The organism is Streptosporangium sp. NPDC000396 (assembly GCF_042898655.1).
GTDB lineage: Bacteria > Actinomycetota > Actinomycetes > Streptosporangiales > Streptosporangiaceae > Streptosporangium.
In genome coordinates this window covers 31,812-44,880 of sequence record NZ_JBIAZA010000003.1, presented here as the reverse complement: position 1 = coordinate 44,880, position 13,069 = coordinate 31,812, and the positions used below count along the sequence as shown (strand labels likewise).

Here is a 13,069-nt window from a genome sequence, read left to right as displayed (position 1 = left end):
CCCGATGGCATCTCCTACTGGACACCGTCACCGACAGCAATGGAGCGCGCGCATGCGGCCACCCCCCTATGGTCCCGCCAACCCGTTCGGCACCCGTGCCGAGCGCCTGGCCGACTCCACCCAAAGGACGAGCGCCGAACCAGGTGCCTCCGGGAAAGCCCACGGCGACATTCACATGCTGGTCAGGCTCCTACGGCCCGGTTCGGTCTCCCGCCGCGCCCGCGCCGTCGTGCGCGAGATACTCCAGGCCGAGGGGGTGCCCGGCGACGACGTCGCCGATGCCGAGACCGTCGTGGCGGAGCTCGCCGCCAACTGTGAGAGGCATGCCCGCCCGCCGTACGAGCTCCGTGTCTTCAGCGTGGGCGGCATCCCCACATGGTGCGAGCTCGTCGACGGCGATCCCGATCTGGGCTGGATCCCCGTCGTTCTGGACCGGTCGCACCCCCAGACCGTGTTGGATCTGTTCGCCGAGAACGGCCGGGGCCTGCTGCTGGTCCGTGAGCTCTCCCGGGGCCATTGCCGGGCCTACCCGACGACGACCTTCACCACCGACGCCCCCGCCAAAGCCGTGGCCTTCGCCCTTCCCACCCGCTCGGGTACCCGCCTGACCTCCCCGTCTCCCCTCCACCTCGGCCGCCGCTCGGCCCACCTCCAGTTGGAACCGTGAAAGCGGCGAGCAGCGCCTCCCGGCCGCTACGGGACGCGCGGTCCGGGTAGGCGCCAGAGACGGGGACACCGTCATCAGGCGCAGAGCGCGGCACCGGGGCGAGCGGAGAACGCGATTTTGAAGATCGCCTGGAATCGGCCATATTCGCCCCGTGACAAAGACAGAGGAAAAGGAACGCGGTCCCGCCCGCCCGCTGTGGCGGGACCGCGACTTCAACGTCTTCTGGGCCGCCCAGACGCTTTCCGTCGCCGGAGACTCCTTCGCGTACATCGCCATCCCGCTGCTGGTGCTGCACATGACCGGGTCGGTCACGCAGATGGGGCTGCTGACGGGCATAGCCGGTGCGGCGTCGGTCGGCGCCGGGGTCTTCGCCGGGGTCCTGGTGGACCAGCTCGACCGGCGAACCCTGCTGATCTGCTGTGATCTGGCCCGGATGGCGTTGTACGGGCTCATTCCGCTGGTCTGGTGGTTCGGCCCACAGGTCTGGCTGCTGTATGTGGTGCTGCCGATCAGTGAGGCCATCGGGATGGTCTTCCAGGTCACCTATGTGACCGCGGTGCGCAACCTCGTCGACGGCGACCGCGTCACCGAGGCCAACGGCCGGCTCTACGCGACCTCCGCGGCGGCCGGGGTGGCCGGACCGTTGCTCGCCGGGGTGGTCTCGGGGCAGTTCGGCCCGACCGCGTCGATCGCCATCAACGCGGCGAGCTTCGCGGTGTCGGCGGCGGCCGTCTTCTTCGTCCGGTTCCGCGGGCGGGTCGCCGTCCCGGCGGACGAGGCACCGCAACGCCAGAAACCCTGGCAGGAACTGTCGGCCGGTGCTCGTTTTCTCTGGCGGCACCCGGTCTTGCGTGCCCTGACCGTCCTGCTGTCCTTCTTCATCTTCTTGACGCTCGGCCTGACCGACGTCCTGATCTACTACCTCAAACACGATCTCGGCCGATCCGACGGCACTGTCGGCACGGTCCTCGCGATCGCCGCCATGGGCACGATCGCCGGATCCCTGCTCGCGGCGTCCATACGCCGCAGGCTGGGCTTCGGCGCCTCGTGGATCGGCGCCATCGCGGTGAGCGGGCTCGCCATAGCCTGTATCGGCGCGTCCGGCGAGATCCCCGTGGTCGCCACCCTGATGGCCGTCTACCTCGGCTGCGTCAGCGTGGCCGGGATCTGCTCGATGTCACTGCGCCAGCAGGTGACCCCGGACCACCTGCTCGGCCGTGTCACCTCGGCCTTCTGGACCATCCACTTCTCCCTGGGTCCGGTGGGCGCGGCCGCGCTCACCTGGGGGGTGGGACGCTACGGTGTCACCGCGGTCTGCCTGTTCGCCGGTTCCGCCTGCCTGCTGATCGCGATGATCGCGCTCTTCACTCCCATCCGCCAGCCCGACCCCGAGCGCTCGGGACGTGCCACCTGACACCGCGAAAACGCCTCCCCATAACCGCCGGGGGCTGACTTTTCACGCCTGGGAGGGGCACCGGGGCCGTGGCCCCACCGACGATCGCGACCCGCGTCCTGGAGGAGCTGGAGCGTTCGAGCCGACCACTCGACGATGACGAACTCTCTCGGCGGCTGAGCGTCGGCACCCGCCCAACGGGGTGCGCGCGGAGATCGATGGCGCGAGCGACGACCTGTCGATCCTGGTGGAGGCATGGGCCCACCAGGGGCCGCCGAAGTCCGCCCAGAAGCACAAGGTGCCGGCCGACGCCTTGAAGCTCCTCTACATGGCCTCCACGCTGAAGGTCTCGCCCCGGCTGGTGTTATGCCTGTCCGACCTGGTCGCCGCCCGGCATTTCACCGTCGCCAGGTCATAGGCAGCCGGGGCCCTGAGGGAGTTCGGTATGGAAGTGGTCGTCGTCGAGATGCCCCAAGACGTGCGAGCCGCGCTCCTGGCCGCCCAGCGACGTCAGTCCCACTGAGCCACCGCGAGCTACCCGCTCACCGGCGCCGACTGATCGCGCTCTTCACCCCCGTCTGCCGTGTCGTCGCCGGTCAGGCCGGCCGGCTGCCGCATGCCGTAGTAGGTGAGGAACATGTCGACGCCGGTCGTCGTGAGCCGCTCGCTGAAGTCGGCGTCGAGGGTCACGCCGTACGCGGTGTGAACCAGGTGCGGATACAGGACGAGCGCGTAGTACTGGATCACGGCGACATCGATGTCGGGGATGGCCAGCGTGCCCTGGGCGACGCGGTCTCGCAGGGTTCCGGCGATCACCGGGTGGAACCTGCCCGGACCCATCTCCTGCCAGAACCTGCCCAGTTCGGGAAAGCGCCGCACCTCTCCGGCCACCAGGTTCCGCAGCGCGCGCACCTGCGGCGTGGTCATGCTCCGGACCCATTCGCGCGCGGTCCACAGGAGCGTTTCACGCAGGTCGTCCGATTCGGCGAAGCGGGCCCGCACCTCCGTCAGCGTCGCGCCGAGCGCCTCGTCGAGCGCGCCTCGGATCACGGCGGTGAACAGGGCCTCCTTGCTGCCGAAGTGGTTGTAGATGGTCACTTTCGACACGTTCGCCTCGGCGGCGATCAGATCCATGCCGGCCTCGTAACCGTCGCGGATGAAGACCTCCCGTGCCGCGGCCACGATGGCCCGTCGTTTGCGCTCGGCCCGCTCCCCGCTGGGGATCTGCGTTGTCATTCCCCCAGCCTACCAACGATATGAACTGTACAGTTGAGTTCAGAAGATCTATCCTGTACGGTACAGTTCACTTCACCGTCCGGCGAAGGAACTCGACCCCCACCCATCCGCGCCGGCCCGGCAGCCGCCTGCGGCCACCGGTGCGTCTCACACCGGACCGAGAAACGGCCCGTCGCCGCCCCCTCCCCGGCATTCCCGATTCCGGCGTCACCGCCGCCACGAGCGCGCGGCCCGAACCCGGCCTCGGCCCCACCCCCCCACGACTAGTGACCTGGAGCCCGCCATCGCATTCATCCTGGGCGTGATCCTGTTCGCCGCGCTCGTCGGCGCACTCGATGCCCGTCTCCCCTGGCCCTCTCCACGATCCGAGGACAAATGATCACCGGACACTTCGGGCTCGCCGCCATGGTGAAGTCCGCCCAGCGGCCCGTCCCGCTCTGGGCCCTGATGCTCGCCACCGTCTGGCTGGACGTCATCTTCGTGCCGCTGTTGCTCACCGGCGTCGAGTACATCACACCCGCGCCCGGCACCAATGGAGGCTACGGCGCGGGCGTCATCTACGCCGACTACACGCACTCGCTGCTGGGGGCCTTGCTCATCGCGGCCCTCACCGGCCTGGCAGCGGCCCACTGGTGGGGCCGGCGGGCGGGGACGGTCATCGGCGCGACTGTCTTCTCCCACTGGCTGCTCGACCTGCTGGTGCACCGGGCCGACCTGCCCCTGCTGCCGGGCAACCTCGGCGGCCTGCCCCGCCTGGGTCTCGGCCTGTGGCAGTACCCATGGCTGGCGGCCTGCATCGAGGGAGCCCTGCTGCTCGCCGGGACGTTCCTCTACCGCCGGGCCGCGCTCAGGACCGGCGCCGCGGCATCACGCGCGAACCTCGTCACCGGTCTGATCGCCGCGGCCGGCGCGGCGACCCTCGCGCTGGATCTGATGGGCGTCTGACCCGATGGCGGGCGGGCCGGGCGTCCGGCCCGCCCGTCGGCTCTTCCCACCCCGGCGTCGTCGTGGCGGTGGTCGGGCGCGTACGGTGGCCACGTGCCCGGCCCTCAGATGATCACGCAGAATGTTGTGGGATCCCTCCATTCGTGAACCGGGGCGTTCTGGTGTGGGATCACCTCCATGACAGATGAAGGGAAGACTTTGCCGCACTCCGGACAGGGAGCCGAACCCTCGTCAGCCCGCAGGTTCCCCACGGGGGATCTGGCCCGGGTCAGCGTGTTCGCCGCGTTGATCGCCGTGCTCGGCCTGCCGGGAACGCTGAACGTCTTCGGCAACGCGGTGCCCATCACGTTGCAGACGTTCGGCGTCATGCTCGCCGGCGCGATCCTGGGCACCTGGCGGGCCGCTCTCGCTGTCGCGGTCCTGCTCGTGCTCGTCGCCGCGGGCCTGCCCCTGCTGGCCGGCGGCCGCGGCGGTCTGGGCGTCTTCACGGGACCCTCGGCCGGATTCCTGATCGGATGGCTTCCGGGCGCGGCCATGATCGGCTGGATCGTCGAGCGCGGCGGCCGGACGCCGGGCCTCGCACGGCTGCTGGCCGCCTGCCTGGCCGGCGGCATCGGGGTGGTCTACCTCCTCGGCGTCCCCGTGCAGGCGGCGGTCACCGGGCTCTCCCTGGGCAAGGCCGCGCTGCTCAGCGCGACCTTCCTGCCCGGCGACCTGATCAAGGCGGTGCTCGCGTCCCTCGTGGTGAGGGGAACGCAGCGGGCCTACCCCGACGCGGTTCCCGCCGTGCACCGCGAGCGGCTCCAGACCGCCGGGGAGCGTTGACCCGCCCATGCCGGTAGCCGAGCAGGTGATGCGACATGCCGCGATCCGTCCGCACCGGCTCGCCGTGTGCGGCCCGGAAGGCGATCTGACCTACGCCGGGCTCGCGAAGAGGATCGGCGACGGCGCACGGCACCTGTCCGGTCAGGGAGTCGGCCGCGGCGCGCTGGCCGCGATCAGTCTGGCCGATCCGGTCGCGTTGCTCACCGCCGTGCTGGCCGCGGACCTGGCGGGCGCCACCCCGCTGGTGTGCGACCACGCCTGGGACCGGGAGCAGCGGGCGCGGATCATGGACGCGATCCCCGCCGACGCCCACATCGTCGCGCCGCTGCCCGCCGCGGAGGGACCGCCGGCCGGGCCCGGCGCCTCACCCGCGGTCCGGGAGCACGCCGGGTCCGCCTCACCCGCGGTCCGGGCCGACGCCGGGTTCGTCTCATCCGCCGGCCGGGCGTGCTCGCCCTCGGACCGGGCGTGGGCCTGCTTCAGCTCCGGCAGCACCGGCAGGCCCCGCGCCGTGGTGCGCACCCGCGCGTCCTGGACGGCGTCGTTCCCGCACCTGAACGACCTCGCCGGGATCGGCCCGGACGACGTCGTCCTGATCCCCGGCCCGCTGGTCTCCTCCCTGTACGGCTTCGCGGCCGTGCACGCCCTGGCGACCGGCGCGACGGCCGTCGTGCCTGGACGCTGGTCCGACGCGTCGCTGACCGCCCACCTGCGGCGGTCCACCGTGGTCCACCTGGTGCCCCACCGCCTGCCCGCCGTCCTGGAGACCCTGCGCGAGACCGGAGGCCCGCTGCGGACGGCCATGGTCGGCGGGGCGGCCCTGAGCGCGGACGCGCGAGCCCTGGCGGCGGACGCCGGTGTGAACGTGGTGTCCTACTACGGCGCCACCGAGTTGTCGTTCGTCGCCGTGGACGCCGACGGCTCCGGGCTGCGCCCGTTTCCCGGCGTCGAGATCGAGGTCAGGACGGCGCCCGGACAGTCCCTGGGCGAGGTGTGGGCGCGCTCGCCCTGGCTGGCCGAGGGCTACCTGGCCGACGCGGCGGGCCCGCTGCGGAGGGACGGCGACGGCTGGATGACCGTCGGCGACGTGGCGGAGCCGTACCGACCCGGTGAGGTCCTGCGGGTGCGCGGCCGGGGTGACGGCGCGATACAGACCGGCGGCGCCACCGTCGTGCCCGAGGACGTCGAGGAGGTCCTCAGGAAGGCGCCGGGGGTGGGCGACATCGTGGTGATCGGCTCACCGCACCCGCATCTGGGCTCCGTGGTCACCGCGATCGTCGAAGGGGAGGGCGCGTCACGGGCGGCGCTGGAGGCGATGGCACGCGGCGCGCTGGACGCGGCGCAGCGGCCACGGCGCTGGTACGCCGTCCAGAACCTGCCCCGCACCCCTGCGGGCAAGCCGGCGCGCGGCCTGGTCGCCGCCCGCCTGGCGGGCGGCGACCCCGGCATCCGGCGGCTGATCTGACATGCGTGAGCAACCAGTCGTCGTGGCGGCCCGCCGCACCCCCATCGGCACCGCCGCGCACGCGTTCAAGACCCTGACGGCCGACCAACTCGCCGCACCCGTCATCGGGGCGGTCGCCCGCGACGTGGCGCACCTCGGCGTCCCGGTCGAGGACGTGGTGCTCGGCAACTGCATGGGGCCCGGAGGGAACCTCGCGCGCGTCTCGGCGCTGGCCGCCGGGATGGGTCACGGCGTTCCAGGCGTCACGGTGGACCGGCAGTGCGGCAGCGGCCTCGCCGCCATCCTGCTCGCGGGTCAGGCGATCCGCGGCGGGGACATGGACCTCGTCATCGCCGGAGGGGCCGAGAGCGCCTCCACCGCGCCGCTGCGGGCCCACCGCGGGCTCGCGGGCGAGGCCGCGGTGCCGTACGAGCGGGCGCCATTCGTCCCCGCCGGGCACCCCGACCCGGACATGGGCCCCGCCGCTGAGGCGCTCGCCGTGGCGCGCGGCGTGAGCCGGGAACGCCAGGACGCCTACGCGTGCCGGAGCCACGCCAGGGCGCTGGCCGCGCGCGAGGCGGGCCGGTTCGAGCAGGAGATCGTCGCGGTCGGCGGCCGGGTGGCCGACCAGCGGCCGCGCGTCCTGCGGCCGGAGTCGCTGTCACGGCTGCCCGCGGCGTTCGTGCCCGGCGGCACGGTGACCGCCGGCAACTCCTCCCCGGTCAGCGACGGCGCGGCGGTCGTCGCCGTCGTGCCGGAGCGGCTGCGCGCGGCCGCGGGCCTGCCCGGGCTCCGGCTGCGGGCCGGCTCCGTCGTCGGCTGTGACCCCGAGCTTCCCGGGTGGGGGCCGGTGCTCGCCGTACGGCGGGTGCTGCGGCGCGCAGGCGTGGACCTGGAGCGCGTGGCCGCGGTGGAGATCGTGGAGGCGTTCGCGGCGCAGGTGCTCGCGGTGACCGACGCCCTCGGCCTCGACCCCCTGGGCGCCGACGAGGACCGGATCTGCGCCGACGGCGGCGCGCTCGCCCTCGGTCACCCGTGGGGGGCCACCGGCGCCGTAGTGGTCACCAGGCTGTTCAGCAGGCTCGTGCGGTCGGGCGCGCCGTCGGGAACGCTGGGTGTGGCGACGGCCGCGGTCGGCGGCGGCCTGGGCGTCGCCGCCCTGTTCGAGGTGGTGTGAGTGATCGAGTTGACCGACGTCCACGTGCGTCTCGGGCAGCGCGACGTGCTGTGCGGCATCACGGTCTCGCTGACGGAGCGCCGCGTGGGCGTGATCGGTGCCAACGGTTCCGGCAAGAGCACGTTCGCCCGCCTGATCAACGGCCTGGCCCGGCCGTCCTCGGGCAGCGTCACCGTTCTCGGGCTCGACACCCGCCGCCACGCCGCCCGGATCAGGCGCAGCGTCGGGTTCCTGTTCACCGACCCCGACGCGCAGATCGTGATGCCGACGGTGGCCGAGGACGTGGCCTTCTCCCTACGGCGCAAAGGGCTGTCACGCGAGGAGATCGAGCACCGGGTGCGGGACGTCCTGGCCCGGTACGGCCTGGAGGAGCACGCCGACCATCCCGCGCACCACCTGTCCGGAGGTCAGAAGCAGTTGCTCGCCCTCTGCTCGGTCATGGTGCTCGAACCCGGCATCCTGGTCATGGACGAGCCGACGACGCTACTGGACCTGCGCCACTCCCGCCAGGTCGCCGACCTGCTGCGGGGTCTGCCGCAGCAGGTGGTGGTGGTCAGCCACGACCTCGCGCTGCTGGCGGACTTCGACCGCGTGCTGGTGCTGGACCGGGGGCGGATCGTCTTCGACGCCGCGCCCGGAGCGGCGATCGACCACTACCGGAAGCTCATGTCTTGAACGGGCTCACTGGGGCCTACGTTCCGGGTGACTCGCTCCTGCACCGCCTCCCCGCGGGCGCCAAGCTCGCCGGGCTCGCCGTCTTGTGTACGGCGCTCCTGCCGCTGCGGTCGCCCGTGGCTCTGGCGGGTGCCGTGGCCGTCGTGGTGCTGCTGTACGTCGTCTCCGGCGTGGGCGTCGTGGCGGCCTGGGCGCAGATCCGGCCCGTCCGCTGGTTCGCCGTGGCCCTGTTCGGCACGCAGGCCCTGCTGGTGGACCTGCCCGGCGCGGTGTCCTCGACGCTTCACGTCGTGCTCGCCGTCGCCCTGGCCGGGCTGGTCACCCTCACGACGCGCACCGCCGCCATGATGGCCTGCCTGGAACGCTGCCTCGCCCCCGCGAAGTACCTGGGCCTGGACCCGTTCCGCCTGTCGCTGCTGCTCTCCCTCACCCTGCGCAGCGTGCCGGTCGTCGCCGAGCTGGCCTCCCGGGTCCGTGAGGCCCAGCGTGCCAGGGGGGTCGAGCGGAGCGTGCGGGCCTTCGCCGTCCCGCTGGTGGTGAGCGCGTTGCGGCACGCGGACGCGCTGGGCGAGGCGCTCAGCGCCCGCGGCCTGGACGACTGACGCGATCCGGAGCCCGGGGACGGTCCCGGCCGCCGATGCGAAGACCCCCGTGGGCGAGCCACGAGGGTCTTCGGCAAAGCCGTACGCGGGGAGTTTCCCGTGGATCTCCGTCCCACCGCTCGGTGGACGGGCTACGGGGGAGACTTCCTAGTAGATCGGGCGCGAGGAGGAGCGCAGGCGCTCCAGGGCCTCGGCCAGGATCTGGGCGCCGTCCTTGTCGCTGCGACGCTCCTTCACATAGGCGAGGTGCGTCTTGTAAGGCTCGTTACGCGGCGGCGCGGGGGGGTTGGCTTCGTCCTGACCGGCCGGGAGGCCGCACCGAGGGCAGTCCCAGAACTCAGGAACGGCCGCGTCGCTGGCGAAGCTGGGGCGCGTCTCGTGCATGTTCGCGCACCAGAACGGGACCCTTACACGGGGAGCCGCCTCGCCACGCTCGGCCTCCCCCATCGGCCCGGCGCCGACACGGCTGCCACGGATCGCGTTCCCACTACCCACGGATGAACTCCTCGCTCGATGGCCCACCGCTCGGGTTGAATGCGGGGGGCTGAACCACTGTCACGCTTGGCGGAAGCCGGGTCAGGGCTTGAGCAGCAAACCCAGCGCGATGATGCAGATGAACCAGACCACACCGGTGATGATGGTGAGCCGGTCAAGGTTGCGCTCCACCACCGAGGAGCCTCCGAACGACGACGAGAAACCGCCGCCGAACAGATCCGACAGACCGCCGCCCTTGCCCTTGTGGAGCAGGACGAGCAGGACCATCAGCAAGCTCGCCAGGATGAGGGCGATGGAGATTCCGATTATCACCGTTGACCTGTTTCCCTATTTACGCGCGGCCCGCGTCCGGGCGCGACCCTTGTATGACGCCTATGGCGTGACGATTCAAACTTGCTCTAAGAGGGTACGACCTCGTGTCAAGTCGTACCCTCCGAACGGCCCAGTCAGCCGGACATTTCACCAAACCGGCAAAGCTTGACGAACTCCCCCGGATCGAGGCTGGCGCCTCCGACCAGGGCACCGTCCACATCGGGCTGGGCCATGATGCCGGCGATGTTGTCAGACTTGACCGAGCCTCCGTAAAGGATACGGACAGCGGCGGCCACCTGGCCGTCATACAGCTCGGCGAGTCGGGCACGCAGTGCCGCGCAGACCTCCTGCGCGTCGTCCGGAGTCGCCACCTCGCCGGTGCCGATCGCCCAGACCGGCTCGTAGGCCAGCACAATGGACGCGGCCTGCTCGGCGGTGACCTTACGGAGCGCCCCGTCGAGCTGCGAGACGCTGTGGGCCACGTGGTCGCCGGCCTGACGCACCGCCAGGCCCTCCCCCACGCACAGGATCGGCGTGAGCGAGTGCCGGTAGGCCGCCTGCACCTTGGCGTTGACCAGGTCGTCGTCCTCGTGGTGGTACTGCCGCCTCTCGGAGTGCCCGATCACGACGAAGGTGCAGCCGAGCTTGGCGAGCATCGCCCCGGAGACGTCCCCGGTGTAGGCACCGTTGTCGTGCTGCGACAGGTCCTGCCCGCCGTACACGATCCGCAGCTTGTCGCCGTCCACCAGGGTCTGCACGCTGCGCAGATCGGTGAACGGCGGCAGGACCGCCACCTCGACCTTGTTGAAGTCGCGGTCGTTCAGCGCGAACGCCAGCTTCTGGGTGTGGGCGATGGCCTCAAGGTGGTTGAGGTTCATCTTCCAGTTACCGGCGATGAGTGGCTTGCGCGGTGTGCTCATCTGTCGCTCGTCGCTCCTCGCTCGCTTCGCGGCTCGCTCGTTCCTCGCGGGCCGTCGTGCCACAGGCGCACCCGGACAACGCCGTGCCCACAGCGTCGATCCATTCCTACGCCTCCAGCGCGACAAGCCCCGGCAGGGTCTTGCCTTCCAGATATTCGAGGCTGGCGCCACCTCCGGTGGAGATGTGCGAGAACCCGTCCTCGGGGAGGCCGAGCCGGCGCACGGCCGCGGCCGAGTCACCGCCACCGACGACGGTGAAGGCCTCCGACCGGATCAACGCCTCGGCGACCGCCCGAGTTCCGCCGGAGAACGCCTCGAACTCGAAGACGCCCATCGGGCCGTTCCAGAACACGGTCTCGGCATCGGCCAGCTTGCCCGCGAACAGCTCGCGGCTGCGCGGGCCGATGTCGAGCCCCTGCCGGTCGGCCGGGATCGCGGTGGCGTCGACCACCTCGTACTCGGCGTCCTCGGCGAAGTCCGTGGCCGCCAGCACGTCGACCGGCAGGACGAGCTCCACGCCACGCTTGGCCGCCTCGTCGAGGAACTGGCGCACCTGGTCGAGCTGGTCCCGCTGGAGCAGCGACCGGCCCACCTCGTAGCCCTGGGCCGCCAGGAAGGTGTAGGCCATGCCGCCGCCGATGAGCAGCCGGTCGACCTTGGTGAGCAGGTTGCCGATGACGCCGAGCTTGTCGGAGACCTTGGCGCCGCCGAGCACCACGGCGTACGGCCTGGCGGGGGCTTCGGTCAGTTTCCTGAGCACCTCGACCTCGGCCAGGACCAGCTTGCCGGCCGCGTGCGGCAGCAGCAGCGGCACGTCGTAGACGCTGGCGTGCTTGCGGTGCACGGCGCCGAAGCCGTCGCCGACGTAGATCTCGGCGAAGGCGGCCAGCTTCCCGGCGAACGCGGCGCGCTCGGCGTCGTCCTTGGACTCCTCGCCGGGCTCGAAGCGCAGGTTCTCCAGCAGGGCCACCTGGCCGTCCTGGAGGCCCTCCACGACGCCCTGGGCCGCCTGTCCGACCACGTCGGTCGCGAAGACGACCTCGGCGCCCAGGAGCTCACTGAGCCGCCTGGCCACGGGGGCCAGCGAGTATTTCGGGTTCGGCTCGCCCTTCGGGCGTCCCAGGTGGGCGCAGACGATCACACGCGCGCCCTTGTCCGCCAGCTCCTTGATGGTCGGCACCGAGGCCCGGATGCGGCCGTCGTCGGTGATGACGTCGCCATCGAGGGGGACGTTGAGGTCGGCGCGCACGAGGACGCGCCGACCCTGGACGTCGAACTCAGACAGATCCTTCATCAGAGGCCGGCGCCGACCAGCTCGACGAGGTCGACCAGACGGTTGGAGTAACCCCACTCGTTGTCGTACCAGCCGATGACCTTCACCTGGTTGCCGATCACCTTGGTCAGGCCGGCGTCGAAGATGCACGACGACGGGTCGGTGACGATGTCGGCGGAGACGATGGGGTCCTCGGTGTAGCTCAGGAAGCCCTTGAGCTCGCCCTCGGCGGCGGCCTTGAGCGCGGCGTTGACCTCCTCGACGGTGGTCTCGCGACCGACCTCGACGGTCAGGTCGGTGGCCGAGCCCGTGGGGATCGGCACGCGCAGCGCGAAGCCGTCGAGCCTGCCCTTGAGCTCGGGCAGCACCAGGCCGATGGCCTTGGCGGCGCCGGTGGAGGTGGGCACGATGTTCAGCGCGGCGGCGCGGGCGCGGCGCAGGTCGCTGTGCGGGCCGTCTTGCAGGTTCTGGTCCTGCGTGTAGGCGTGGATGGTGGTCATCAGACCCTTCTCGATGCCGAAGGTGTCATTGATGACCTTGGCCATCGGGGCCAGGCAGTTGGTGGTGCACGACGCGTTGGAGATGATCGTGTGGTTGGCCGGGTCGTACTTGTCGTGGTTGACGCCCATCACGATGGTGACGTCCTCGTTCTTGGCCGGGGCCGAGATGATGACCTTCTTGGCGCCGTTCTCGGCGTGCACCCGGGCCTTGTTGGCGTCGGTGAACAGGCCCGTGGACTCCACCACGACGTCCACCCCGAGGTCGCCCCAGGGCAGCTTGGCGGGGTCGCGCTCGGCGAAGGCCTTGATCGACTTGCCGTCCACGACGATCTCGTCCGCGGTGCTCTTCACCTCGTACGGCAGGCGGCCGAGAATGCTGTCGTACTTGAGCAGGTGGGCAAGAGTGGCGTTGTCGGTCAGGTCGTTGACCGCAACGATCTCGATGTCCTTGCCGCTGGCAGCGACCGCACGCCAGAAGTTGCGGCCGATGCGGCCGAATCCGTTGACGCCTACTCGGATGGTCACGGTGCCGATCTCCTCGTACGTCGGTGCGCCGGCCTCTTCCGGACCGGCGACTTGAGCGGGCTGAAACCTCAACCACGAAC

The 13,069-nt window shown here is 71.2% G+C and carries 15 protein-coding genes; 9 read left to right on the top strand and 6 right to left on the bottom strand.

Features of this window, described 5'->3' with window-relative positions:
• Positions 1 to 52 precede the first annotated feature (52 nt).
• The 3 genes from ACFY2X_RS05145 (at position 53) to ACFY2X_RS05135 (ending at position 2,478) form a co-directional block, all read left to right on the top strand.
• A complete protein-coding gene (locus ACFY2X_RS05145; protein ID WP_389932487.1) occupies positions 53 to 667 on the top strand; it encodes an ATP-binding protein in 615 nt (204 codons plus the stop codon).
• 151 nt (positions 668 to 818) lie between these two features.
• Positions 819 to 2,081 (top strand): MFS transporter, encoded by a 1,263-nt coding sequence (locus ACFY2X_RS05140; protein ID WP_389932484.1) that lies wholly within the window; start codon positions 819 to 821, stop codon positions 2,079 to 2,081.
• A gap of 181 nt (positions 2,082 to 2,262) precedes the next feature.
• Positions 2,263 to 2,478 carry a hypothetical protein gene (locus tag ACFY2X_RS05135; protein ID WP_389932483.1) on the top strand — a complete coding sequence of 72 codons (216 nt, stop codon included), beginning with the start codon at positions 2,263 to 2,265 and terminating at the stop codon, positions 2,476 to 2,478.
• A 116-nt stretch (positions 2,479 to 2,594) separates the two neighbouring features.
• Here the strand turns inward: ACFY2X_RS05135 and ACFY2X_RS05130 are convergent, their stop codons facing one another.
• Positions 2,595 to 3,296, bottom strand: a complete 702-nt coding sequence (locus ACFY2X_RS05130) for a TetR/AcrR family transcriptional regulator (RefSeq protein WP_389932480.1) — start codon at positions 3,294 to 3,296, stop codon at positions 2,595 to 2,597.
• Between the two features lie 375 nt (positions 3,297 to 3,671).
• Between ACFY2X_RS05130 and ACFY2X_RS05125 the strand changes: the two genes are divergently transcribed.
• The 6 genes from ACFY2X_RS05125 (at position 3,672) to ACFY2X_RS05100 (ending at position 8,964) form a co-directional block, all read left to right on the top strand.
• Positions 3,672 to 4,241, top strand: a complete 570-nt coding sequence (locus tag ACFY2X_RS05125) for a permease (RefSeq protein WP_389932478.1) — start codon at positions 3,672 to 3,674, stop codon at positions 4,239 to 4,241.
• A gap of 177 nt (positions 4,242 to 4,418) precedes the next feature.
• Entirely contained in the window at positions 4,419 to 5,066 is a 648-nt protein-coding gene (locus ACFY2X_RS05120) for a biotin transporter BioY (protein ID WP_389932475.1), read from the top strand.
• A gap of 7 nt (positions 5,067 to 5,073) precedes the next feature.
• Positions 5,074 to 6,531 carry an AMP-binding protein gene (locus ACFY2X_RS05115; RefSeq protein ID WP_389932472.1) on the top strand — a complete coding sequence of 486 codons (1,458 nt, stop codon included), beginning with the start codon at positions 5,074 to 5,076 and terminating at the stop codon, positions 6,529 to 6,531.
• Between the two features lies 1 nt (position 6,532).
• Entirely contained in the window at positions 6,533 to 7,687 is a 1,155-nt protein-coding gene (locus ACFY2X_RS05110) for a thiolase family protein (protein WP_389932468.1), read from the top strand.
• Complete coding sequence (locus ACFY2X_RS05105; protein WP_389932465.1) at positions 7,688 to 8,362, top strand: energy-coupling factor ABC transporter ATP-binding protein; 675 nt, start codon at positions 7,688 to 7,690, stop codon at positions 8,360 to 8,362.
• Entirely contained in the window at positions 8,359 to 8,964 is a 606-nt protein-coding gene (locus tag ACFY2X_RS05100) for an energy-coupling factor transporter transmembrane component T family protein (protein WP_389932463.1), read from the top strand. Before ACFY2X_RS05105 ends, ACFY2X_RS05100 begins: the two co-directional genes overlap by 4 nt.
• 147 nt (positions 8,965 to 9,111) lie before the next feature.
• Here ACFY2X_RS05100 and ACFY2X_RS05095 read toward each other — a convergent pair whose 3' ends face one another.
• The 5 genes from ACFY2X_RS05095 to gap all read right to left on the bottom strand — a co-directional run bounded on the left by ACFY2X_RS05095 (position 9,112) and on the right by gap (position 12,989).
• Positions 9,112 to 9,459, bottom strand: a complete 348-nt coding sequence (locus tag ACFY2X_RS05095; RefSeq protein ID WP_012892502.1) for an RNA polymerase-binding protein RbpA — start codon at positions 9,457 to 9,459, stop codon at positions 9,112 to 9,114.
• An 81-nt stretch (positions 9,460 to 9,540) separates the two neighbouring features.
• Positions 9,541 to 9,771 (bottom strand): preprotein translocase subunit SecG, encoded by a 231-nt coding sequence (gene secG / locus ACFY2X_RS05090; RefSeq protein ID WP_389932460.1) that lies wholly within the window; start codon positions 9,769 to 9,771, stop codon positions 9,541 to 9,543.
• A 134-nt stretch (positions 9,772 to 9,905) separates the two neighbouring features.
• Positions 9,906 to 10,691 carry a triose-phosphate isomerase gene (gene tpiA / locus ACFY2X_RS05085; RefSeq protein WP_389932457.1) on the bottom strand — a complete coding sequence of 262 codons (786 nt, stop codon included), beginning with the start codon at positions 10,689 to 10,691 and terminating at the stop codon, positions 9,906 to 9,908.
• 106 nt (positions 10,692 to 10,797) lie between these two features.
• Positions 10,798 to 11,985, bottom strand: a complete 1,188-nt coding sequence (locus tag ACFY2X_RS05080; protein WP_389932455.1) for a phosphoglycerate kinase — start codon at positions 11,983 to 11,985, stop codon at positions 10,798 to 10,800.
• Positions 11,985 to 12,989 carry a type I glyceraldehyde-3-phosphate dehydrogenase gene (gene gap, locus ACFY2X_RS05075; protein WP_389932452.1) on the bottom strand — a complete coding sequence of 335 codons (1,005 nt, stop codon included), beginning with the start codon at positions 12,987 to 12,989 and terminating at the stop codon, positions 11,985 to 11,987. Before gap ends, ACFY2X_RS05080 begins: the two co-directional genes overlap by 1 nt.
• Positions 12,990 to 13,069: the final 80 nt, after the last annotated feature.